We start from the raw sequence: 21769 nt of genomic DNA on the forward strand, positions 1-21769 counted from the left end.
GATTACTGATGGAACGCCTGACGCTGACCCGTCCCGACGACTGGCACCTGCACCTGCGCGACGGGGACATCCTCGCCTCGGTGTTGCCGGACACCGTGCGGCGCTTTCGCCGGGCGATCGTGATGCCGAACCTCAAGCCCCCGGTGACCTCGGTGGATGCGGCAGCCGCGTACCGTGACCGCATCCTCGCGGCACTCCCGGACGAGGCCGACTTCGAGCCCCTGATGACGCTCTATCTGACCGAGGAGACCACGCCCGGGATGATCGATGCGGCGCGCCAATCCGGCTTTGTCCATGCGGTGAAGCTGTACCCGGCGGGGGCCACCACGCATTCCGCCAGCGGGGTCACCGACATCCGCCGTTGCTACCCGGTGTTCGAGGCGATGGAGCGGGCCGGGCTGCCGCTTTTGATCCACGGCGAGGTCACCGACCCGGACGTGGACATCTTTGACCGCGAGGCGGTGTTCATCGAACGCCATCTGCAGGGCCTGGTGCGCGACTTCCCCGGGCTGCGCATCGTGCTGGAACACGTGACGACCGAGGCGGCGGTCTCCTTCGTGGAATCCGCGCCGGACAACGTCGGCGCGACCATCACCCCGCAGCACCTGCTGTACAACCGCAACGCGCTGTTTGCCGGCGGCATGCGGCCGCATCATTTCTGCCTGCCGATCCTCAAACGCGAGCGTCACCGGGAAGCACTGGTGCGGGCGGCGACCAGCGGGCACCCGCGTTTCTTCCTCGGGACCGATTCCGCACCGCATCCGCGCCACGCCAAGGAATCGGCCTGCGGTTGCGCGGGCATCTATTCCGCGCATGCGGCCATCGAGCTGTACGCCGAGGCCTTCGCGGCGGCCGGCGCGCTGGACCGCCTGGAGGGCTTCGCCAGCCATCACGGTGCGGACTTTTACGGCATGCCGCGCAACACCGGCTCCATCACCCTGGAACGCGCGGAATGGACCGTGCCCGAGGCGGTCCTGTTCGGACACGATCCGGGTGTACCCCTGCGGGCGGGCGAGACCGTCGCCTGGCGGGTGGCGGAGTGAAGTCCGCACCGCCCCCGGTTTGAACCCCGGGGCGGTTGGCGCGGTCTTTCCGGACAGAACCTTTCAATGCGTTTTCGCAAGGAGTCAACGTGCGGGACAGTGTGACCGAACCTGAAGTGCAGCGCGGAACCCTCTGGTTCTGGCTGCTGATCAGCCTGGGGTTGGCCGCGGCCATCATCGCGCTTGGCGTGCAGCTGGAGCCGGCGGGTGCGGCCATCCTGCGCGCCCCGCTGGAGTCGCCCGCGGCCGGTGCCCTGGGCTTCGGCCTGATGATGATCTGGGCCGCCTATGCCTACGCCCTGTCGGCCGGCAAGGCCGCGGGCTCTCAGGAGATGGGGCTGGTGGTACTCAACCTGGGCCTGCCGCTGGGCCTGATTGCCCTGTGGACCTGGGAGATCAACGCCCTGTCGTTCTTCGTGGCCGTGGGCTGGGCGATCAGCCTGGGCGGCATGGGCATCCGGCTGTTCCGGCGTGAACCACTGGCCGGCGTGATGATGCTGCCGATCTTCGGGGTGAGCCTGACGGCCATCCTGCTGTCGCTGACGCTGTGGATGCTGCCGGTGGCCCAGCAGGGCGGTGCCGTCTGACGTCATGCTGCTGAGCGAGGCCGAGGAGCCCGAGGGCCGGGAGCGCCATTCGCGTCGTCTGCGTGTGCTGCTGGACCAACTGGCGCGCGAGCGCGGGCGCAGCGGTGGCGATGCCGGCCTGGCCACCGAGTCCGGCTATTTCCGGGCCCTGTGCGCAAGGCTCGATGGCGAGTGAGCCGCCGCGCGGCCGGGGCAGCGGCAGCCGGCCGGCCGCCCGCTACGAACCCCTCCAGCGCGAACCCGTGGACGACGGCTGGGTCGGGGACGACGAAGCCGCCCCGGCGCTGCGCACCGAAGTGACCCCGGAGACGCCGCGCAGCCTGCTGGTGCGCAACGACTCCCCGGATGTCCCGTTTACCCTGTCCATCAATCCCTATCGGGGCTGCGAACATGGCTGCGCCTACTGTTTCGCGCGGCCGGCGCATGCCTATGTGGGGCTGTCGCCCGGACTGGACTTCGAGAGCCGGCTGTACGTGAAGACCGGCGCGGCGGCCGTGCTGCGCCGCGAACTGGCCGCGCGCAACTACCGGCCGTCGCCGGTCGCGCTGGGCATCAACACCGATGCCTACCAGCCGGTGGAACGCGAATGGGGCGTGACCCGCGAGCTGCTGGAGGTGCTGGCGGAGACCGGCCATCCGGTGTCCATCGTCACCAAGTCGGCGCTGGTGGAGCGCGATCTCGACCTGCTGGGGCCGATGGGCCGCGCCGGGCTGGCACAGGTGGCGGTGTCGCTGACTACTCTGGACCGGGGTCTGTCCCGTCGCCTGGAACCGCGTGCCGCGGCGCCGCAGCGGCGCCTGGAGACCATTCGGCGACTGACCGCGGCCGGGGTTCCGGTCAGCGTGCTGGTGGCGCCGCTGATTCCGGTGCTCACGGATGGCGAGACCGAGGCGCTGCTGGAGGCGGCGGCCGCGGCCGGCGCGGTATCGGCCGATTACGTGCTTCTGCGTCTGCCGCGCGAGGTGGCAGGCCTGTTCGAGGAATGGCTGAAGACCCACGAGCCGCTGAAGGCGGAGCATGTGCTGGCGCGGCTGCGGGAGGCGCACGGCGGGCGGGTGTACGATTCCAGCTTTGGCCAGCGCATGCGGGGTTCCGGGGCCTGGGCCGATCTGCTGGGGCAGCGCTTTGTCCTGGCCCGGCGCCGCAGCGGGCTGGATCGCTGGTCGGGCGATCTGGATGTGTCGCAATTCCGTCCGCCGGCCCGGCCACGCTCGGCGGACGATTCCCAGCTCGACCTGTTCTGAATTCGGTCCTGATTGCGCTGCCGCTGGCCGCTTCTTCCGCGCCGCACTTCGCGCTACAGTGGCAAAAGGGCAACGGGGAGGTCCCATGGGCGTACGCGTACACGCAGGATCCGGACACGACAGCGGCTGGTGGGGCCCCGTCCACCTCCCGTCGGGGGAGATTGGCCACTGGTCCATCGGGCCGCTCGATCTCTGGCTGCAGCGCCGCGCCGGCGAATGGGACCTGTGGCTGGCGCGCGAACGCGACCCGGACGACAGCGGTTTTCGCCGCGTGGTGCCCGCGCAGAAGCCGGTGCCGGAGAAGCCCGCGGAGCAGCGCCGCTTTGCCGGCACCGGTGATGATGTCGGCGCGTCCCTCGGGGTGGCCCTGGCGGATCGCCCGGTGGTCAGTCGGCCCGAAGCCCCGTTTCATGTGCCTCCCGGGGGCGAAGTCATCCTGTACGTGAGCACGCCGGCGTGGGTTCAGCTGCGCCTGGGCGATGCCCGGGTGCACGAGTTTCCGGCTTATCCGGCCTCGGACACCTGGTTCGGCTCCGATACGGTGGAAGGCGAACTGTGCTATGCGAGCCGCACCGCGGCCCGCATGGCGCTCGACGAGGTACCGGAACGCGTTCACCGCATCGTGACACCGCTGATCGTACGCAACGGTTCCGCGGACACCCTGCTGCTGGAACGGATCAAGCTGCCGGTGACGCGGCTGCCGGTGTACGCCGATCCGCATGGCCGGCTGTGGACCCCGGGGGTGCGTCTGGAGCGCGAGCCCGAGCGTGACATGGCCGAGGTCAAGCTGGGCGAGGGGCCGCCCGCGCACGTGCCCCGGGCCGAGCGGGTGGCTGAACCGCGCGAGGCCGGGGGCAGCCGCTTCAGCCTGCGCACCTTCAGCGCGCTGTTCCAGTAGGAGGCGACATGGAAGACGGATCCTGGATTGCGCGGGGGATCGAACTGATCACCACGGAGGCTGTGCTGGCCTGGGTGCGCGCAGCGATCTACCTGGGCGTGGGGCTGCTGCTGGCGCGCCTGGTCTCGCGCACCCTGATCCGGATCGCCGGTCGGCATCTGGATGCCCAGCAGGCGATGCTGGTGCGCCGGATCGGCTTCTATCTGGTGCTGGTGCTGGCGGTGGTGTCGGCGCTGCGCGAGCTGGGCTTCGATCTCACCGTGCTGCTGGGTGCGGCGGGGATCCTCACGGTCGCCATCGGCTTTGCGTCGCAGACCTCGGCCTCCAACCTGATCTCCGGGCTGTTCCTGATCGGTGAACGCCCGTTCGCCGTGGGCGACGTGATCCGGGTGGGGGATGTCACCGGCGAGGTGCTGTCCATCGACATGCTGTCGGTCAAGCTGCGTACCTTCGATAACCTGATGGTGCGGGTGCCGAACGAGTCGCTGGTCAAATCGCAGCTGACCAACCTGACGCGCTTTCCCATCCGCCGCCTGGACATGCAGATCGGGGTGGCCTATCGCGAAGACATCAACCGGGTGCGCGAGACCCTGATGGACGTGGCCGACCGCGAACCGCTTTGCCTGGAAGAACCGCGGCCACTGTTCATTTTCCTCGAGTTCGGGGACTCTGCGCTCAAGCTGCAGTTTTCGGTGTGGGCCAAGCGGGAGAACTTCCTCGAACTGCGCAACCGGATGCATCCCGCCGTGAAGGAGGCCTTCGACCGGGCCGGCATCGACATCCCGTTTCCGCAACGCACGCTGGGCTCGCTGGCCGGCGAGCCTTTCCCGGTGCGGGTAGTGTCGGCGGGGGAGTCCGGAACGGACGGCTCGGCGGACGCCCCGCCGGTGGACAACACGCCGCGCTGATCAGTGTTTCCTTAACGCAGGTCCAGCCAGACCGGATCGTGGTCGGAGGCGCGCCACGGGCCTTCGCCCGGACGGTCACCATCGAAGCCGAGAAACACCGGTTCGTCAGCGTTGACCGCCCAGGTGTCGGCGGCGATCACGCGCCCGGCGAGCGGCCGCGGGCCGAGCAGGTAATCCAGTTGTCCGGTTCGGCCGCGGAAGACATAAGTGTAGGCCGTGGCAGGCTCTTCGTGGACGAGGTCCTGTTTGCCGGCTTCGCGCAGCACCGTCAGGGGGTCCTCGGCGGCATAGCCGTTGAGATCGCCGGCGATGATCACCGGCGGCTCGCCCGGCTGCGCCGCGCGTTGTTCCGCGATCCATTCCACCAGCTGGTGCGCCTGTTCGGTGCGGCGCTCGTTCCAGCAGCCCTGGCCGCGATCGATGTCGCCGTGTTCCGGGCAGCCGGTCCTGGACTTGAAATGCACCGCGACTACGCCGAAGGGTTCGCCACCGTCGCGCGGGCGGAACCAGCCCAGCAGCGGCGGGCGGTGGTGGACCGGGTCGTTGTCTGCCGCGCTCCCCAGCCGTTCCACGCGCTCGCGGTCGTACAGCAGTCCGACCTGGATGGCATCGCTGCCACTGTCGGGATGCGCGAGCTTTTGCATCGTGGTGGCGTCGTCCAGGGCATCCACGCGCTGGCGCAGTTCGCGCCCGGCGGCCGAGCGGTTTTCCAGTTCGATGAACGCCAGGATATCCATGGCCAGGCCGTCCAGCACCGCATCCAGCTTGGCGACCTGGCGATCCCGTTCCGCGGCATTGCGTGCGCCGCGCTCGCCCGGGGTTACGAAGTCGTTTTCCAGATTGGCCGTCGCGATGCGCAGGACATCGTCCGCCGGGGCCGGCGGCGGTTCGGGACGCTCGCCGCCTTCCCATTCCGGGGGCGCCACCGGGTGCACGCGGTGGGCGCCGAAGGCATGCGTCAGGATGCCCGTGAGGTCCGTCACGCGGCTGCCGGTACGCCGGGTCCCCTGGCCGTCGAGAAAGGGCACCGGGTCCGGGTTCGCGCGGTAGCTGCCGTCGTCCAGCACGATGCGGCGGTCGTGGTCATCGGGCTCGCCGAAAGCCCCGCTCTGGCCCGGGTGGCGCAGGCGCCCGCCGGCGGCGAGGTCCAGGCTCCCGTAGCGCGCGAGCTCGCGGTTGGCGATGACCGTGAGGGTCTGGTCGAAGCGTACGCGCACGTCTTCCAGATCCTGCAGGCGGGCGGCGTCGTCGGGCAGGTGCAGGGTCACGGTCTGGGGTGGTTCGCCGCGACGGCAGCGCTCCAGCTCCTGCAACCGGGACAGTTGTGGCCGCCCGTGGTGTCGCCCGAAGCGGCCGCGGATCTGCACGTGATCGCCGGGGCGCAGGTCGGCGTCGTCTTTCCCGGGAGCGTAGACGAACAGCCCGGTGGGCGGGGTGGTGGCGTCGTCCTGCAGGTAGAAGCCGCCCAGCGCGTCGTCGCCGTAGAACACCCCGCTGATCGTGCCCTCGGCGACCACCCGGCGGTCTTCGTCCACCGCGCCGCTGCGCAGTTCGCTCAGGGACGCCAGCCGGTCGAGCGGCGGGGCGGGGCAGTCGGCCGCCGCCGTCGCCGCCGGGACGAGGGCCAGCAGCAGGAAGAGGCCGGCGGTGCCGGTCAGGACGCGCCGTGCGGAGCGCGGGGCGTGGTGCAGTAAGCGATGCATGGGTTCATCCTTGACGGGCATGTGACGGCGCCCGGCGATTTCGTGGTGTGATTTCCGTATACTGCGGCGCCTTCCCCGCCCGCGGACAGGAGCGAACGGCGATGGCGATCTGGATCGCGACCCTGCTGGGAATCGTACAGGGTATTTTCATGTTCGTGCCGGTGAGTTCAACCGCGCACCTGGTACTGACCCAGCACTGGCTCATTGGTCAGGGGCACGAGCTGCCGCCGCCGGAGAGTCCGGAGATGATCCTGTTCGATCTGGTGGTGCACGTGGGCACGCTGGTGTCGATTGTCTACGTGTTCCGCCGCAGCCTGTGGCAGCTCTCCGGCGGGATCGTGCGCGAGAGCTGGCAGTGGGCCTCGCGCCATGGCGAGGCGCCGGGCGAGATGCTGTTCTTCCGCCTGGCGATGCTGTGCGTGCTCTCGGTGGCCGCGACGGCCGTGGTGGGCTTCACCCTCAAGGCGACCTTCGAGCACGTCTTCGCCAACCCGGTGCTGATCGCCGGGACCCTGACCCTGACCGGCGTATTGCTGTGGTGGACCGACCGCCTGAGCCGGCGCCCGCTGGGGCTGCGCAAGCTGAACCCGCGCATCGCGACGGTGATCGGCGTGGCCCAGGGCTTTGCCCTGGTGCCGGGGCTCAGCCGCAGCGGGATGACCATCGTGTTCGGCCTGTTCAGCGGGCTCAAGCGGCGCTGGGCGGCGGAATACAGCTTCTTCCTCGCGATCCCGACCATCCTCGCGGCCACCGCCGTGCAGTCGCTGGACGTGCTCAACCACGACGGCCTGGGCGATCTGCCCTGGTCCGCGCTGATCACCGGGTTCGTGGTCTCCGCGGTGGTCGGCGTGGTGTCGCTGAAGATGGTGCTGTTCTTCCTCTATCGCTCCAGCCTGAAGGTGTTCTCCATCTATGTATGGATCCTGGCGCTGCTGGTGCTGTTCGGCTTCCTCGACACCGGTGTGATGTACGGCCACTGAACCATCGCGTCACTCCGGCCCGCGCAGCACCGTGAGCGGGGCCTGATCCAGCACCCGCCGGGTGCCCAGCCAGCCGGCCAGCGCAATGCCCAGGGTGCCGCCGCCGATCCCGTAGACGAACGTCATCGGGTTGATGCGGTAGTCGAAGTCGAACACCTGCCAGGCCAGCAGGGCCCCGATCGCGGTGGCGATGATCGCCGCCAGCAGCCCGGCGAGAAAGCCCAGGGTTCCGAACTCGGCCAGCAGCGCGTTGCGGATGTCGCGGCGCCGTGCGCCCAGGGTGCGCAGCAGCGCGGCCTCGCGCCGGCGGACGTCGCGGGTTGCCTGGACCGCGGCGAACAGCACCGTCAGGCCGGCCACCAGGGTGAACAGGAACACGTATTCCACCGCGCGCGTGGCCTGTTCGATGATGTCGCGCACGCGCTCCAGGATCGCGCTGACATCGATGGCGGTGACCGCCGGGAAATCGCGCAGCCAGCGGCTCTGGGCGTCGTGCATGTCCTCCGGCAGGCGGAACGCGGTGATATAGGTGCGCGGCTGCTCGTCCAGCAGGGCCGGGGCACCGGTGACGAAGAAGTTCACCCGGAAGCTGTCCCAGTTCACCTCGCGCACGTTCGTGATGGTCCCGCGCACCGCGCGCCCGCCGATGCGGAAGGTCAGGCTGTCGCCCAGTTCCAGCTCCAGGCGTTCCATCAGCCCGGCCTCCACCGAGAGCCCGTCGGAATCCGGCTGGTCGAGGGTCCAGTGACCTTCCACCACCGGGTTGTGTTCCGGTGGCTGCTCCGCGTAGGACAGGTTGAACTCGCGGTCCAGCAGGCGCCGGGTGCGTTCGTCGTCGAAATCCTCGGGCCCCACCGGCAGGTCGTTGATGGCGACCAGCCGCCCGCGGATCATCGGATCCATCTGCGGGCGTTCCAGGCCGGCCTCTTCCATGCGGTCGGCCAGCCGGTCCTGTTCCCCTGGCTGTATGTTCACGTAGAAGTGGTTGGGCGCATCCTCGGGGATGCTGGCATCCCAGGCCTCCAGCAGGTCGACGCGCACGATCGCCAGCAGCAGCAGCGCGAGGATGCCCACGCTGAAGGCCACCAGCTGCACTGCACTGAGCCCGCCGCGTCGCGCCAGATTGGCCAGGCCGAAACGCAGCGCGATGCCGCCGCGGTCACGCAGCGGGCGTACCGCCAGCACCAGGGCCGCCCCCAGCAGGCCGAGTATCAGCAGGGCCCCGGCCGTGCCCAGCAGGACCCACAGGGCGAGCTGCGCATCGGCCGCCTGCCACCAAAGCAGGGCGCCGAAGGCCGCCACTGCCAGCCCGCCCGACAGCCACACCGAGGCCGACGGCAGGCCGATGTCGCGGCGCAGCACCCGCAGCGGCGGGATCTGCCCGATGCGCAGCATCGCCGGCAGGGCGAAGCCGGCGGCGGTGATCAGGCCGACGCCCAGCCCGGCCACTATCGGTCGCAGGCCGGGCGGGGGCAGATCGGCGTCCAGCCAGTCTCCGAGCAGGGCAGCGAGCACGAACTGCGCGGCGAAGCCGATGGCCAGCCCGATCAGCGAGGCGATCAGGGCGACCAGCAGCACACGCCCGAAATACACCGCCAGCACCCGCCGTGCGCTGGCGCCCAGGGCGCGCATGATCGCCGCCGAATCGGCGCGGCGCTGGGCAAAGTGGTGTGCCGCCACCGCGATCGCGGCCCCGGCCAGCAGCACGGCCATCAGCGACGCCAGTCCGAGGAAGCGCTCGGCGCGCTCGATCGCCGCGCGCAGCTCCGGATCGGCATCCTCCAGACCCTGGATGCGCTGCCCGGCCTCCAGACGTGGTTCCAGCCACTGTTCGAACCCGGCCACCGCGCTGTCCGTCCCGCGCAGGTGGAACTGGTAGCGCACCCGGCTGCCGGGGCCGATCAGTTCGGTCGATTCCAGGTCCTCGTAGGCCAGCAGCAGGCGCGGGGCGAGATCGGTGAGCGCACTGCCGCGGTCGGGTTCCAGGGTCAGGACCGCGGTGATCTCCAGGTCCCGGCGTCCGACGGTGACCGTATCCCCCGGTTCCAGACCGAGGTCGTTCAGCAGGCTGCCTTCCAGCCAGGCCTCGCCGGACTCCGGTCCCTCGGTGACGGCCCGTTCCCGGCCCTCGGCATCGCGGATGCGGGCCTCGCCCACCAGCGGCCAGTCGGGATCCACCGCGCGCAGGGAGCTCAGTCGCGAGCGGTCCTCCGCACCGAACAGCACCGAGGGCAGGGCGGCCGTGCGCACCTGTTGCAGTCCTCGCTCGCGGGCCTGTTCCACCCACTCGTCGGGGATCGGATCGCGCGCGACCACCGACAGGTCCCCGCCCAGCAGGGAGGCCGCCTCGTCGGCCATGCCGCGGTCGACGCGGTCGGTGAAGAAGCCCACCGCGGCCACCGCGGCCACCGCCACCACCAGGGCGGCGGCCAGTACCCGCAGTTCGGCCGAACGCCACTCCTGGCGGGTGCCTCGCAGCCATCCCCGCAGCTGGCGCAGCAGATGATGCAGTCCGGACGCCGGATTCATGCCAGGACCCCGTCCTGGATGCGGATGATGCGGTCGCAGCGCTGCGCCAGTTCGGGGTCGTGGGTGACCAGCAGCAGGGCAGCGGGGACGTGGCCGGGTTCGGGATCGTCGGTGAGGGCGAACAGGTGTTCGATGATGCGTTCGCCGGTGCGCCCGTCGAGGTTGCCGGTGGGTTCGTCGGCGAACAGGATGGCCGGCCGGTCGACGATCGCGCGCGCGATCGCCACGCGCTGCTGCTCGCCGCCGGAGAGCTGGTGCGGATAGTGGCGCGCGCGCTCGGTCAGTCCCACGCGCTCCAGTGCCTCGTGGGCGCGGCGGCTCAGCTCCGCGGCCGGCTGCTGCGCGTGTTCCGGGTTGAGCTCCAGTGGCAGGAGGACGTTTTCCAGCGCGGTCAGGGCCGGCAGCAGCTGGAACGACTGGAACACGAAACCGACCCGTCCGGCGCGCAGGGCCGCGCGGCCGTCCTCGTCCAGTTCGCTGATGGTCTGGCCCAGCAGGCGAACTTCTCCGCCACTGGGGGCGTCAAGACCCGCGAGGAGACCCAGAAGGGTCGACTTGCCCGAGCCGGAGGCGCCGAGGATGGCGACCGTCTCGCCCGGGTTGACCGCCAGGGACACGCCGCGAAGGATGTCCAGCGTGCCGCTGGGACCCTCCACCCGCTGGCGCAGGTCCGTGGCTTCCAGTACTGCTTGCGAGGATGCATCCATGTCGCGTTTCCCGTTGCTGGTCGTTGGGTGTCTTGCCCTGCTGTTGAGTCTTCCGCTCGCCGCGAATTCCCCGCCGGAGGAGAATTCTGCCCACAAGGCCCCGGAGGACGACACCCATGGCCTGCTGGTGTTCGGCGATTCGCTCAGTGCCGCCTGGGGGATGGACGAGTCCGAAGGCTGGGTGGCCCTGCTGGAAGACCGCCTGGAGGCGCGCGATGGCAGCTGGCGAGTGCACAACGCCTCGATCAGCGGCGAGACCACGGCCGGTGGCCGTCAGCGCCTGCCCGGCGAGCTGGAGCGCGCCGAACCGGATGTCGTAATCCTGGAACTGGGCGGCAATGATGGTCTGCGCGGGCTGGCGCCCGCCGCCATGCGCGAGAACCTCGAGGCCATGCTGGATGCGATCGACACCGCGGGCGCGAAGACCCTGTTGCTGGGCATCCGCATTCCGCCCAACTACGGTCCCCAGTATACGGACCGCTTCGAGGCGGTGTTCCGGGATCTGGCGAAAGAACGCGAGCTGGCCTTCGAACCGTTCTTTCTGGACGGGATCGCCGACGACGAAGTGATGATGCATGACGACGGGATCCATCCGTCGGCCGAGGCGCAGCCGCAGCTGCTGGAGAATGTCTGGCCGGAACTGGAGCCGCTGCTGGAGCAGGTCGAAGCCCGGGAAACGCTGAATGGCAACCGGGACTGAGCACCGGTTCAGTCTTCGGGGCGCAGTTCCTCGCGGCAGCGCTGCAACACCTCGGCGGGGATCAGCGCGCGCAGCACCGGATGCAGATCGGGTTCCACCTCGCTCAGCAACGGCAGGGTCCGCACCCGGGAATGGCGCGACAGCGGATCACCGTACTGATTGGTCTGGATGCTGCGGTCCACGCCGGCATCCATCAGCGCGATGCCCGGCTGACCGCCCGGTCCCTCATCGAGGATGTCGACCAGTTCAACCACATGTCCGTCCACCTCGCCACGCACCCCCACCAGCGGGCACAGCAGATCGATCAGACGGTCGGTTTGCTCCGAGTTCAGCTTCTCCATGTCCGTACATTAGTTCGCCGGCGCGCGGGGCGCCACCCCGTGCCGCCCGCTAATCTGAATCGCACCCGATGCGAGCGGAATGGCCGGGGCATGCTTGCAGGCGAACCGGGCGGCGTTTTCGACATGCGCTCTGCCACGCGTATAATCCGGTTTCCCGCCCGCGTCTCCGTAGCTCAGCTGGACAGAGCAACCCCCTCCTAAGGGGCAGGTCGCAGGTTCGAATCCTGCCGGGGACACCATCTTTTCCCGCTATTTCCGACACTTATCCAACCCCGCCCATCGGGCCAATCCGCAGAAATACGCACGAATTGGCCTCCTCACTGTGGCATGAGTGTGGCAGGAACCGCCCGCCACAATGCTCCACATTCTCATGAGGAACAGGAAGTTACGTGTCGGTATGGCATTGCGCGCGATGGCGCACTGTGGCAAAGTTGTATCCATGACGACCACACCGGCCACATACGCCCACCGCCGCGCCGTCGCGGAATGGTGCGATCGCGCCGCAGCGCGCGCCCGCGCTCTCCCGGGGTGGCAGTGGGTCGTATCCGGGGCGCTCGCGGTCATTGCCATCGGCCTGCTGGCCGGTGGCGCAGCGACCGGAGCGGACGTCCTCGATCTCGCCGTCGCCGCAGTGATGATCCTGATTGGCGGCGGCGTGGCGGGTGCGATGCACGGCGGGCGCGGCTATGCCGCGATGGCCCGCGCCATCCGTCCTGCTCGTCCCCCGTCCACCGTAGGCATCCCCTCCCCTGGGACGGACGACACCACCCCCACCCCGCCGGATCGCCACGACGACTCCGACCAGCCTCCTCGCGCGTAACCCCAGCCTGACGACGCGCCGCGCTCCGCGCGCGGCATCCGTATCGCCAGGCCGGGGTCACCCGGCGCCACCACATCACACGTAGACACGCACGGGTCCCCGGCCACCTGCATCACAGGTGACCGTATGTCCGACCATACCGATACCGAGGGTCCGCGCCAGTACGCGGACGATGAGATCATCAGCGGCCTGCCTACCATCGCCGACGTGCTCGGCGTCTCGGTGGATTGGGTCGTCCGCCACAAGCACGAGCTGCCGTGCCGCCAGATCGGCGGCAAGACCTTCACGACGCCGGGCGCGCTCCGGGTATGGATGATGACGCCGAACACCGCGCCGAAGGTGCTCCCGGCCACCCAGGAGGATCGGAGCCGCCGCCGTCCGAAAAACCGCAAGCACCCCGCGCACATCGAGGCCGCCATCGAGGCCGTGCGCTTGGCCGGGAGGGGGGCGTGATGGGTGGTATGCGACATGCCGCGGACGACGCCTTGACGGGGCGGCTCCAAAGACTCCAGCAGATGGCGGGCTCCCGTCGTCGAGCCCACGACATAGACGCCCAACACAACCACGCCACCGCCGGAGCCTCGGAGCCACCGGCTCAGCCCCCAACGTGGGCAGACAGCCAGCGCGGCGTCTCCAACTGGCTCATCCGATCCTCGCTGTTCGGCATCGTCCGTCGGGGCAGGCGCGCCTATATGCACGACGAGGTGCTGGCGAGCCAGGGCAGTACCCGGATCGTCTATACCGGCGAGCGACTCGACATGGCCGACTCAGAGGTCTGGGATCAGTGCGTCCACTACTGGGCGCGCGAGGCCGCGCCCGAACGCGAGCTGCCCGACCGTATTCGGTTCCGTCCAGGCCGCCTCCTGCGAGAGATCGGCAGGAGTACCGGCACATCCGACCGCCGATGGCTCGATCGCGTCCTCGACCGCCTCACGCCGACGATGGTGCATGTCATCGGCGGTGACGGTACGACCATCTACCGGGGCCAGCTCATCGGGCCGAGCGGGGTCGATCGGGTCACGCGCGAGTACACCGTGGATATGCACCCCGATTTGGTCGCCCTGTACGGGCCGACTCAGTACACCCGCCTCGATGCCGATCAGATCGCAGCTCTGCGGTCCCACCCGACGGCGCACTGGCTCTACCGCCACTACGCGTCCCATAGGGAGCCACATCCCGTCCGTCCCGAGTACCTGCGGGAGCTGTCCGGCGCGGCGATCAGCCCCCGCGTATGGCGTCAGCGACTCCCGGGTGCGCTCGCTCGGGTATGCGATGTCGCCGGATGGTCGTGGCGGATGGATGATCGCGGCCTCGTACAGGTCACCCGTACCCCGGGGGTATGGGCATGACCCCCGGGCGCTGGACGTGTCCCGGGTGGGATAGCTGTTACGCACAGGGTGGGATAGCTGTTACGCGAGGGTGGGATAGCTGTTACGCACAGGGTGGGATAGCTGTTACGCAGGGTGGGATAGCTGTTACGCGAAGGTGGGATAGCGGTTACGCGAGGGTGGGATGGCTGTGCCTATCCACAGGCCCAGAAGTGGCTATTTCGCATTTTGTATCAATGCCTTACCGGACTCCCCCCCGTGCCGCTAATACGGTTTTTAATTCGTTTCTAATCCCGGGGCTGGCCGAAGGCGCTAGCGCGCCCCGTCTCGCTCGGCGCTACGCGCCTCGATCGCGCGCTGCGCGCGCGCCTGCCCTCCGGTCGCTGCGCTCCCTTCGCCCCGCCGCCTGCGGCGGCGGCCTGGGGCCGCTGCGCGGCCCGAAGTACCTGGGGGCCATCCCGACGACCGGGGGACGGGCACGTCTCGCGCGCGACCCAGCGCCCATGGGCGCGAAAGGCGTCTCCGCGGAGGACGGGAGCGGGGTCGAGGGACAGCAGTGCGCCGCAGAACATCACGACATCACGGCCATCGTGGCCGCCGGTCACCGTCCCGCCGTCCGGGTATCCCCGCGCCGTGCGCGCCCGACGGGCGCACAGAGGCCCTGCACGACCCTGGCACCCCCCCATCCCCGCGCCCCGCCCGTGATCGGGGCGCATACACGACGACACGCAGCCGCAGACCGCACAGACACAGGACACACGATATGACACCGATCATCCGCACCCTGCCCGCCGCCCTACTGGCCGCTGGGCTCACCGTCACCGCGCCCGCCTCCGCCGATATCGGCGATGCGATGGACTCGTTCCTCGACTCCTATACCGTCAACGAACCGGGGTTCTATCAGTCGGAGTCGGCCGGGTTCGTCAACTTCGGCCAGCTCACCGCGCGCACCGGCACCCGGTACTACCAGCCGATTCAGATTCAGGCCCCGCGCGCCGAGTTCGGCTGCGGCGGGATCGACGCCTTCCTGGGCGGGTTCAGCTTCATAAACATGGATCAGATCGTGGCGATGGCCCGGCAGGTCGGCTCGCAGGCGGTATCGACGGCGTTCTACCTGGCGCTGGACTCCCTCTCGCCGCAGCTCGGCGCCCTGATGAAGCAGATGCAGGATTGGGCCAACAAGGCCAACCAGTTCAACATCGACTCCTGCCAGACGGCCGTGGACATTAACCGGGGTGCCCTGGGCGCGATGGGGATGCGGGAGTCGATCTGCAAGCGGTGGCGCGACGGCGAATCGATGGCGTCGGACACCTTCGCGTCTAGGTTCGAGTGCGGATCGGAGAAGGAGTGGGATTGGGGCCTGCTGAACCCCCTGAACGACGACGGCCAGCCGCAGGATGATGGCGACGCCCTCAAGATGGCCCTGCGAGGCAATGTCGTGTGGCAGGCGCTCCGCAATGGAGGGCTGGAGGACGAGGACATGATCGAGGTGGTGATGTCGCTGGTGGGCACCGTGGTGTGGCCGGAGGGCGACTACGAGGACTCCGCACTCGATCAGGTCGTGCCGCCGACCACGACGTGGACGGAGATCACCGAGTCGGGTGAGCACTCCGCTGGGGCGGTGACGCTGCTCGCCTGCTCCGACCCGGACGATGGGTGTCTGCGCCCCTACGAGCGGGAGGTAGATGCCAGCGATGCCAATCCGATCCGCATCCGGGTGACGCGCGCGATCGAGGAGATCATGGATGCGGTCCAGCAGCCGCCGAGCGCGACCCATATCGGGTTCTCGGACGACGCGACCCTCGTGCTGGCCCTGTCGCGCCTGCCGATCTTCCAGATGATTCAGGCTGAAACGGATGCGGGCTATCCGGGGATCACCGCCGAGATGTACACCGATGTCGTGGTCGCGGAGGTGATGTACCGCTGGCTGGAGCAGTTCCTTCCCCGGGCGCGCTCGGCCCTGATGGGCGCGGCCAATATGCCTGGCGGCCAGATGGGCGAGGCCCAGCGCCGCGAAATCTCGCTCGTCGTAGCGGAGGTCATGGATCGCGCGCACCGCGACTACCAGGCCGCAATGCGTCAGGCAGGCGGGATGCAGGAGTTCATCCGGATGCAGCGCGACCTCAAGTCGATCATGGAGGCCCGCATGAGCCCGAGCATGGCCCAGCGGATCAAGTTCGCGCAGGAACTGGCGCGATAAGGAGACGAGCATGGCACTGGAGATCATCACCTACGGCTCGGGCTCCTACGTCCAGCAGACGCTCACCTCGCTCTCCGCTCTCGCGGGGAGCAGCGATTGGGTCACGCTCGCGCGGATTGCCGGTGTGGTCGGGATCGTGTGGGTGATGCTTGCGGCATTCAAGAACGCGCGCGGCGGGTCATTGCAGGTCGATTGGTCGTGGTTCCTCGGGTTCGGGTTCATCTACCTCGGACTCATGGTGCCGAAGGTGGATGTCGCCGTGATCGACCGGATCGAGTCGGGGTGCGGGACGGCGCCCCCGGCGATCGTGACCGGCGTTCCCGTTGGGATCGCGGCATTCGGCTACGTCACCTCGGGCATCGGGGACGGGATCACGCGCCTCTATGAGCAGTACATCAGCCTGCCGGGCGATCAGCAGTACGCACAGAACGGGATGCTGTTCGGGTCGCAGATGGCGCGGACGGTGACGCAGAGCCGGATCACGGACATGCGCCTGTCCTCGGACATGACCTCGCTGATGTCGTCGTGCGTGATGCCGATGATCGCGCGCGGATGGATACCGCTGGACGAGGCGGCGCGTTCGACCGATTTGTGGCAGACGATCAGCTCCCAGCTCCCGAATAACCGCTGGGTCGCGCGTAGCGATGGCAGCGTCCTCTCCTGTCGGGAACTGGGGAACGAGCTGACGCCGGAGATCACGGGCGACGGAGCGCCCGCGATCCAGGCCATTGCGCGCTCGCACGGTGGCGCGATCTGGCCGCAGTGCGATGCTGATGATGCGGCGGCGCGCTACCTGGCCTCCGTCGGGGGTGTGACCGGCCAGGACATGCTCGGGATCAACCAGGATGCCGCGACCCTCACCCGCCAGGCGATGACGATCAATGCGATGCAGGATGCCCTCGCACAGGGGGTCACAGAGACGGACAATGCCGCGCTGGCGCAATCGATCTTCACCGCTCAGGCCGAGCAGACCCAGCGCAACACCTACATGCTGATGGGCAACATGGCCTCGCGCACCCTGCCGGTGATGCGCGCGGTGATCGAGGCCCTGCTGTATGCCCTGTTCCCGGTCATTATGATCTTCATGCTGACCCCGGCCTGGCTGTCGGTGCTGGGCCAGTACATCCTTGTGATGATGTGGATTCAGCTCTGGCCGCCGATGTACGCGGTGCTGAACTCCATCATGTACTGGTACGGAGCGCCGCAGTCGCAGCGTATGGCCGAAATGAGCGACGGCAGCTCCGGGCTGACCATGGAGACCATATCCTCGGTCGCCTACGCCAATTCCGACATGGTGGCGCTGGCCGGGTACATGGCGCTCACGATCCCGATGATCTCCTACATGATGATCCGTGGCGGGGCCATGATCGGGGCGAGCGTGGCGTCGAGCCTGAACCAGCCCATGTCGCAGGCGGCGACCCGCTCGGGCGCGTCCCTGACGGACGCCTCGATGCAGTCCGGCTCGGTGTCGTGGGATACCTCGCAGGTGAACACGTCCAGCGCCAACCAGATCAACACCGCGCCCAACATGCGCTATGGCTCCGGCACCGTCGAGCAGGTCACCGCCGCCGGTGGTGTCTCCCGCATGAGCGAAGGTGGGCAGGCGAGCTATAACGCGAGCCCCGGCGCAACGAGTCTCGGGAATGTCTCTGCGTCCGCTCAGGGTACGTTGGAGTCGGGCATCCAGACCCAGGCTCAGCGCGCCCAGCAAGCGGCGCAGGAACAGGCCCTTGCCTTCGACCAGCGGGTTCAGGGCACGGCTGCCCAGCAGTCCCAGCTCAATGATCTGGTGGGGGATCGAGCCATGGCCTCGGATATGGGGCTGAGCAGCGATGAATCCTTCAAGTACCAGCAGGCGTATGGGCAGCGGGAAGGATTGGTACGGGAAGCCGCAGAGCGCGCGGAGGTCTCGGAATCCGACATGCGTGCGACAGTCAGCGAAATATCCCACTCCATCGCTGCTGGCCTCCCTGGCTCGGTCGTGTCCGCACGCGCACAAGCCTCCTTGGCGGCGCGAGGCCTGTCCCAGGAGCAGGCCCAGCGCGCGGTCTCGGAAGCCGAGACCGTGGCGCGGTCGCAGGAGTATCAGGTGTCGGACGACTACATTCGGCAGGTTGGAGAGCGCGTGGGGAATACCCAGACCGAGCGGTTCGGGGATTCCTTCGCCATGCTGGGCTCGGCCGGTGTGGCTGAGACGCGGGATGCGTCGCAGCGCATGGGTGCTTCCCTTCAGGAATCGCAGTCCTGGTCTGAACTCCAGTCGCGCGTCGAGAAGGACGGGCTTTCCGTGGGTGGCAAGCTCGACGGAGCGATCTACAGCACCCTGGCGCCGAAGGTCGGTGAAGCCAACCTCCAGCGCATGATCGCCAACGCCAACGATGGCGGTGACAGCGCAGACAGCCGCGCACTGATGGGGATGATTCGGGAGAACAGCGAGGAGATCGCGGGCCGGTACTTCGGCGTTGGCATTGCGGGAGCCCCGCAAAACAACGTCAATGCCGCTTACGGAGGCTATGCCTCGGGTGTTCCGGGGGCGGATCAGGCCCGCGACTTCGGCAGCGGGGCGCGGAACGATCTCGCGGACGACGCTGAGGGCCGAGGAATCACCGGCGTCGAAGGCAACGTGCGCGCAGGACGCCAAGACCTCCAGGGCCAACATGACGGTGCCCGCGACATTGCGATCGAAAACATCGGAGGTCAGGCGCCGAGCACCTTGGGCGACTGGCGCGTGGGCGAGAACGGTGGCCTGGAGCTGAAGCCGGGCGCCGACCGCTCCTTGGTCTATCAGGGCGATGGGGCCAGTTCAGGAGGCGGGGGAAGTGAGCGTGCGGCCGTGGAAGATCGTCTCCGGGGCGAGCGGCAGGATCGCGCCGATCAGCAGCAGGGAAGCGCCCAATCGGATTGGCGCGAGGATGCCCAGGAGAAAATGATCGAGGCGAAGCGCAACCAGGGGCCGCGCCCTCCGGGCCGAGGGCGGTAAAGAGAGAGCCGGGCCAGCGAGGTTACTGGTCCGGCCACCCTCCCAAGTGAGGGTCGTGCACTAGCTCCACATCGGACCCACTCTCCCTCATAGGCATCGGCCCATTCATCGCGCCCATCATGTAGGCGTGCAACACGTCGCTCTCGTGCGCGATCTCCTGCGGAGTGAGGGCGCCGTATAGGGCTTCGTCGCTCTCGCGGCTCATCTGCTGGAACACGCCTCCGGGCGATACCGTGCTTTCCTGGGCCGCGAGCTGGGCAACATAGGCATCATCAGCCGAGTCAGCGGATTCCGGCAGCCCCGGATGAGCCGTGAAGTCCTCGATGTCCGGGCTGCGCTGGGTCAGGTCGAATGCCTGGTGCGCCTGGCGCAGACCGTCCAGCACCTCGTAGCGATCCGGGACGTACAGGAGGCCCAAGGCGGCGCCTGCGGCCAGAACGATCCTCTGGCGCAGGGGTAGCTCATCCGGGCTGGTGTAGGTCTCCACACGGCCGTCTCGCACGGCGTAGTGACCCATCGGCACCGGGCGGCCACGGGCGAACGCCACGACGCTCAGCAGGAGCGGGCGATTGTTCCGGTCAACCTGGATGCTGACCGGGATGCGACGGCCCTGGCGGCCGATCAGGGTATCGGTGTATTGCAGGTTCATAGTCGTATCCCACTAGAGGGGGTATTTGTCCCCTTGAGGGCGGCGAACCGCCCTGTTGGAAGGCGGCCTCCCCTACCGGAGGGGGTATTTGTCCCCCTGAGAGCGGTCGTGTCCCAGCGGAGCGGCTGTCCAGGGCCGGAGGGCGGCTGGCGCGGACCGCAGCGCAGCGAGGACACGGGCCGCCCGGAGGGCGTAGCGGACCCTGTACGGCCGCGTAGCGACCCCACGCTCGACCGGGGGTGCGGGTTGAGCGGAGCGACCCCGCACCCCTGCCTCGCGGCGAGCAGCCCCCCTCGCCTGGGCGAGGGGCGGGGGGGAGTGGGTGCCGATGCCTCGGGCCGCACCGTCTCAGTCCACGGCCACGCGCACTACGGTCTCGCCCTCCTGTGCGCGCGTCGGTGTCGGTAGGTCACGCCCGGCGTGACGATACCCCGCTATCGCGACGCACAGAGCGTCGATCATCTCACGCAGCGCCTCGGCCTCGGAGGCACCGTCCGTCAGGGCCTCCGGCACGTCCCGGCAGGTCGCCAGATAGCGCCCGTCTACGTCGCGAGAGAGGCGGACTGGGTAGCTCGGATGTTGCATGGTCCCCTCCTCCCTCCATTCCGTTACCGGGGCGCGGCGTCCAGGTACTCGGCATAGTCGGCATCGGACATTCCCTCAGTCACGCGGGCCGACTCGGCCTCGATCAGCTCGATCAGGAGATCACGCTGTGTCGTACCACGATGCGCCGCCAGGCGGCAGAGTTCCAGCGCCGCCCCCATCGGTATCCCGGTAACGATTCTTGGCCAAAAAAAACTCCCAGCCGGAGCCGGGAGCATAGCCACCACCCCGCAGGGCGGTGATTTTCAGTCTCCGCTACAAAGCCGCAGAGCTGGCATTTCGCTTGCAACCACCGGTCTTCGAGGAGCGGTGCGTAACAATGTGACCGCAGGCCACAACTCAAATATAAAAAATGCGCGGCCTGCGTGTCAACTCCAAAATCGAAAATCCCCACTCCAGGCAATGCCTGGAGTGGGAAAGCTGCCCGCAGCCAATGACTACGGGCGTGGTCGTCGTGTGCGATCGCACATCTATGTCGTATCGACGTCGTACATCATGGTATATCCTCCATATCATTCATTGGAAAAAATAAGGCCGCCAAGCCTCACTACACTCTTTTCGGGATCGGGGGCCAACCCGATCCCGATGCTCACCACACGTCACGATCCATATAGGAACGTGACACCCATCCGCCAGGATGGGGTAATACACCATCGTGCTACCTCCCGCTTTCGGCCTCCGGGTGCCAACCCGGAGTGTTTTACTTTCCCGACAGAAAAGTAAAACTCCCTCGATCCTTTCGAGATCGTGGTTCATTGCCTGATCGCGGAACGCTCTCGGGGCGTCGAGGATTAGCGGAGTCGTTAGCTCCGTGCCGGTGTATGCCACTACACCGACCCTCTCGGCCCTTTGCCCAGTTCTCCTGGGGCAGTCATCAATATCAGCGCCTAAACCCTCGTCAGCACACATCTACCATCACCCGGCGCATCCCCGGGATTTCGGAGGCCCAATGTTCCACAACGGCTCTCTTACGGATGTGTGTCCTTTGAGTTTTCGCAGGTCTCTACCCTAGTCGGCTCTGATATCTCCACATAGCGCCTGCACGGCGCATTTACACGCTTACGCTCCCGCCTATCCACGATGCTCCCCGGAGCGACCCGGATCACATCGAGGTACACCGCCGCCCCTACGACACTCGTCGTATGACGGCGACGCCAGCATCGCTACTGGCGTGGACGGCCCGCGTGTGTGGCACACGTTGCGCGGTTTCCCGCACCCCGTGGGGTGGGCTTCACCACCTCTTGCCCCAGGCAGGGTTTCCCGTTTCTCGCGCGCGCACGCGCGGTCCCCGGTTGGCCCGTGCCCTGGTCGCCCAACATCGGTACATCGATGTCATGGATGGGATAGACCCGTGGGGTTAGTCCGGCTGGCAAGCCGGGATTAGTCCACGGGGCCTCCCTCGCACCCAGTGAGCGGAATTACCCGCGGGTGGGCGCTAAGTAGCACTAGACGTCGGTTGGCGGCCGACGTCCTGGGGATTGGCGATCCCCGGGGGCCATACGGCCCGTGGCGTATGTGCGGCGTGGCTGGCGTGTTGAGGTTGGCGGCC

At 68.1% G+C, this 21769-nt stretch carries 20 protein-coding genes and 1 tRNA gene; 14 read left to right on the plus strand and 7 right to left on the minus strand.

Translation table 11 applies throughout. The annotated features are described in order from the left end of the window. Positions 1 to 8: 8 nt before the first annotated feature. The 6 genes from pyrC (at position 9) to G020_RS0110710 (ending at position 4680) form a co-directional block, all read left to right on the plus strand. Positions 9 to 1043, plus strand: coding sequence for a dihydroorotase (gene pyrC / locus G020_RS0110685; RefSeq protein WP_019591298.1), 1035 nt, complete (start codon positions 9 to 11; stop codon positions 1041 to 1043). A gap of 101 nt (positions 1044 to 1144) precedes the next feature. After that, positions 1145 to 1630 (plus strand): hypothetical protein, encoded by a 486-nt coding sequence (locus G020_RS0110690; protein ID WP_024329563.1) that lies wholly within the window; start codon positions 1145 to 1147, stop codon positions 1628 to 1630. Continuing rightward, on the plus strand, positions 1620 to 1805 hold the full coding sequence (locus tag G020_RS15305) for a hypothetical protein (RefSeq protein WP_231363076.1): 186 nt from the start codon (positions 1620 to 1622) through the stop codon (positions 1803 to 1805). Before G020_RS0110690 ends, G020_RS15305 begins: the two co-directional genes overlap by 11 nt. After that, a complete protein-coding gene (locus G020_RS0110700; RefSeq protein ID WP_024329564.1) occupies positions 1795 to 2874 on the plus strand; it encodes a PA0069 family radical SAM protein in 1080 nt (359 codons plus the stop codon). The genes G020_RS15305 and G020_RS0110700 overlap by 11 nt, the downstream gene beginning before the upstream one ends. A gap of 85 nt (positions 2875 to 2959) precedes the next feature. After that, positions 2960 to 3772 (plus strand): hypothetical protein, encoded by an 813-nt coding sequence (locus G020_RS0110705; RefSeq protein WP_024329565.1) that lies wholly within the window; start codon positions 2960 to 2962, stop codon positions 3770 to 3772. 8 nt (positions 3773 to 3780) lie between these two features. Continuing rightward, the gene (locus G020_RS0110710; protein WP_019570376.1) at positions 3781 to 4680 is read left to right on the plus strand and encodes a mechanosensitive ion channel family protein; all 900 of its coding nucleotides are present in this window, start codon (positions 3781 to 3783) and stop codon (positions 4678 to 4680) included. Positions 4681 to 4691: 11 nt separating this feature from the next. Here the strand turns inward: G020_RS0110710 and G020_RS0110715 are convergent, their stop codons facing one another. Further along, the gene (locus tag G020_RS0110715) at positions 4692 to 6383 is read right to left on the minus strand and encodes an ExeM/NucH family extracellular endonuclease (protein WP_024329566.1); all 1692 of its coding nucleotides are present in this window, start codon (positions 6381 to 6383) and stop codon (positions 4692 to 4694) included. 101 nt (positions 6384 to 6484) lie between these two features. On the opposite strand from G020_RS0110715, the gene G020_RS0110720 reads away from it, so the two are divergent. Then, entirely contained in the window at positions 6485 to 7363 is an 879-nt protein-coding gene (locus G020_RS0110720) for an undecaprenyl-diphosphate phosphatase (protein WP_024329567.1), read from the plus strand. A gap of 9 nt (positions 7364 to 7372) precedes the next feature. Here G020_RS0110720 and G020_RS0110725 read toward each other — a convergent pair whose 3' ends face one another. Both G020_RS0110725 and G020_RS0110730 read right to left on the minus strand, forming a co-directional pair. Beyond that, positions 7373 to 9892, minus strand: coding sequence for an ABC transporter permease (locus G020_RS0110725; protein ID WP_024329568.1), 2520 nt, complete (start codon positions 9890 to 9892; stop codon positions 7373 to 7375). Continuing rightward, complete coding sequence (locus G020_RS0110730) at positions 9889 to 10599, minus strand: ABC transporter ATP-binding protein (protein ID WP_024329569.1); 711 nt, start codon at positions 10597 to 10599, stop codon at positions 9889 to 9891. Before G020_RS0110730 ends, G020_RS0110725 begins: the two co-directional genes overlap by 4 nt. On the opposite strand from G020_RS0110730, the gene G020_RS0110735 reads away from it, so the two are divergent. After that, on the plus strand, positions 10598 to 11299 hold the full coding sequence (locus G020_RS0110735; RefSeq protein WP_024329570.1) for an arylesterase: 702 nt from the start codon (positions 10598 to 10600) through the stop codon (positions 11297 to 11299). The two genes, G020_RS0110730 and G020_RS0110735, sit on opposite strands and share 2 nt — an antisense overlap. An 8-nt stretch (positions 11300 to 11307) precedes the next feature. Here G020_RS0110735 and G020_RS0110740 read toward each other — a convergent pair whose 3' ends face one another. Then, the gene (locus G020_RS0110740; RefSeq protein WP_019591288.1) at positions 11308 to 11640 is read right to left on the minus strand and encodes a hypothetical protein; all 333 of its coding nucleotides are present in this window, start codon (positions 11638 to 11640) and stop codon (positions 11308 to 11310) included. 162 nt (positions 11641 to 11802) lie between these two features. On the opposite strand from G020_RS0110740, the gene G020_RS0110745 reads away from it, so the two are divergent. The 6 genes from G020_RS0110745 to G020_RS0110775 all read left to right on the plus strand — a co-directional run bounded on the left by G020_RS0110745 (position 11803) and on the right by G020_RS0110775 (position 18968). Continuing rightward, positions 11803 to 11879: transfer RNA gene (locus G020_RS0110745), tRNA-Arg, on the plus strand. 200 nt (positions 11880 to 12079) lie between these two features. Then, positions 12080 to 12460: a hypothetical protein gene (locus tag G020_RS0110750; RefSeq protein ID WP_231363077.1), complete on the plus strand. Its 381-nt coding sequence runs from the start codon at positions 12080 to 12082 to the stop codon at positions 12458 to 12460. A 126-nt stretch (positions 12461 to 12586) separates the two neighbouring features. Then, positions 12587 to 12913 carry a hypothetical protein gene (locus tag G020_RS0110755; RefSeq protein WP_019583529.1) on the plus strand — a complete coding sequence of 109 codons (327 nt, stop codon included), beginning with the start codon at positions 12587 to 12589 and terminating at the stop codon, positions 12911 to 12913. Positions 12914 to 12975: 62 nt separating this feature from the next. Further along, positions 12976 to 13809, plus strand: coding sequence for a plasmid replication initiator TrfA (trfA, locus tag G020_RS0110760; RefSeq protein ID WP_231363078.1), 834 nt, complete (start codon positions 12976 to 12978; stop codon positions 13807 to 13809). Between the two features lie 742 nt (positions 13810 to 14551). Then, positions 14552 to 15988 carry a conjugal transfer protein TraH gene (locus G020_RS0110770; RefSeq protein ID WP_024329571.1) on the plus strand — a complete coding sequence of 479 codons (1437 nt, stop codon included), beginning with the start codon at positions 14552 to 14554 and terminating at the stop codon, positions 15986 to 15988. Between the two features lie 10 nt (positions 15989 to 15998). Further along, complete coding sequence (locus tag G020_RS0110775; protein WP_019583526.1) at positions 15999 to 18968, plus strand: conjugal transfer protein TraG N-terminal domain-containing protein; 2970 nt, start codon at positions 15999 to 16001, stop codon at positions 18966 to 18968. 22 nt (positions 18969 to 18990) lie between these two features. Here the strand turns inward: G020_RS0110775 and G020_RS0110780 are convergent, their stop codons facing one another. The 3 genes from G020_RS0110780 to G020_RS15310 form a co-directional block, all read right to left on the minus strand. Further along, positions 18991 to 19617, minus strand: coding sequence for a hypothetical protein (locus G020_RS0110780; RefSeq protein ID WP_019583525.1), 627 nt, complete (start codon positions 19615 to 19617; stop codon positions 18991 to 18993). Between the two features lie 348 nt (positions 19618 to 19965). Further along, positions 19966 to 20202 (minus strand): type II toxin-antitoxin system HicB family antitoxin, encoded by a 237-nt coding sequence (locus G020_RS0110785; protein WP_019583524.1) that lies wholly within the window; start codon positions 20200 to 20202, stop codon positions 19966 to 19968. Between the two features lie 23 nt (positions 20203 to 20225). Further along, entirely contained in the window at positions 20226 to 20381 is a 156-nt protein-coding gene (locus G020_RS15310; RefSeq protein WP_019583523.1) for a hypothetical protein, read from the minus strand. Between the last annotated feature and the right edge of the window lie 1388 nt (positions 20382 to 21769).

Source organism: Thioalkalivibrio sp. ALR17-21 (assembly GCF_000420185.1).
Classification (GTDB): Bacteria; Pseudomonadota; Gammaproteobacteria; order Ectothiorhodospirales; family Ectothiorhodospiraceae; genus Thioalkalivibrio; species Thioalkalivibrio halophilus.

What these genes read in the sequence shown, in the direction of transcription:
- pyrC (WP_019591298.1), top strand. Translation starts at nt 9, where the DNA reads ATGGAACGCCTGACGCTGACCCGTCCCGACGACTGGCACCTGCACCTG.
- G020_RS0110700 (WP_024329564.1), top strand. Translation starts at nt 1,795, where the DNA reads ATGGCGAGTGAGCCGCCGCGCGGCCGGGGCAGCGGCAGCCGGCCGGCC.
- G020_RS0110705 (WP_024329565.1), top strand. Translation starts at nt 2,960, where the DNA reads ATGGGCGTACGCGTACACGCAGGATCCGGACACGACAGCGGCTGGTGG.
- G020_RS0110710 (WP_019570376.1), top strand. Translation starts at nt 3,781, where the DNA reads ATGGAAGACGGATCCTGGATTGCGCGGGGGATCGAACTGATCACCACG.
- G020_RS0110715 (WP_024329566.1), bottom strand. Translation starts at nt 6,383, where the DNA reads ATGCATCGCTTACTGCACCACGCCCCGCGCTCCGCACGGCGCGTCCTG.
- G020_RS0110720 (WP_024329567.1), top strand. Translation starts at nt 6,485, where the DNA reads ATGGCGATCTGGATCGCGACCCTGCTGGGAATCGTACAGGGTATTTTC.
- G020_RS0110725 (WP_024329568.1), bottom strand. Translation starts at nt 9,892, where the DNA reads ATGAATCCGGCGTCCGGACTGCATCATCTGCTGCGCCAGCTGCGGGGA.
- G020_RS0110735 (WP_024329570.1), top strand. Translation starts at nt 10,598, where the DNA reads ATGTCGCGTTTCCCGTTGCTGGTCGTTGGGTGTCTTGCCCTGCTGTTG.
- G020_RS0110730 (WP_024329569.1), bottom strand. Translation starts at nt 10,599, where the DNA reads ATGGATGCATCCTCGCAAGCAGTACTGGAAGCCACGGACCTGCGCCAG.
- G020_RS0110740 (WP_019591288.1), bottom strand. Translation starts at nt 11,640, where the DNA reads ATGGAGAAGCTGAACTCGGAGCAAACCGACCGTCTGATCGATCTGCTG.
- G020_RS0110750 (WP_231363077.1), top strand. Translation starts at nt 12,080, where the DNA reads ATGACGACCACACCGGCCACATACGCCCACCGCCGCGCCGTCGCGGAA.
- G020_RS0110755 (WP_019583529.1), top strand. Translation starts at nt 12,587, where the DNA reads ATGTCCGACCATACCGATACCGAGGGTCCGCGCCAGTACGCGGACGAT.
- trfA (WP_231363078.1), top strand. Translation starts at nt 12,976, where the DNA reads ATGGCGGGCTCCCGTCGTCGAGCCCACGACATAGACGCCCAACACAAC.
- G020_RS0110770 (WP_024329571.1), top strand. Translation starts at nt 14,552, where the DNA reads ATGACACCGATCATCCGCACCCTGCCCGCCGCCCTACTGGCCGCTGGG.
- G020_RS0110775 (WP_019583526.1), top strand. Translation starts at nt 15,999, where the DNA reads ATGGCACTGGAGATCATCACCTACGGCTCGGGCTCCTACGTCCAGCAG.
- G020_RS0110780 (WP_019583525.1), bottom strand. Translation starts at nt 19,617, where the DNA reads ATGAACCTGCAATACACCGATACCCTGATCGGCCGCCAGGGCCGTCGC.
- G020_RS0110785 (WP_019583524.1), bottom strand. Translation starts at nt 20,202, where the DNA reads ATGCAACATCCGAGCTACCCAGTCCGCCTCTCTCGCGACGTAGACGGG.
- G020_RS15310 (WP_019583523.1), bottom strand. Translation starts at nt 20,381, where the DNA reads ATGGGGGCGGCGCTGGAACTCTGCCGCCTGGCGGCGCATCGTGGTACG.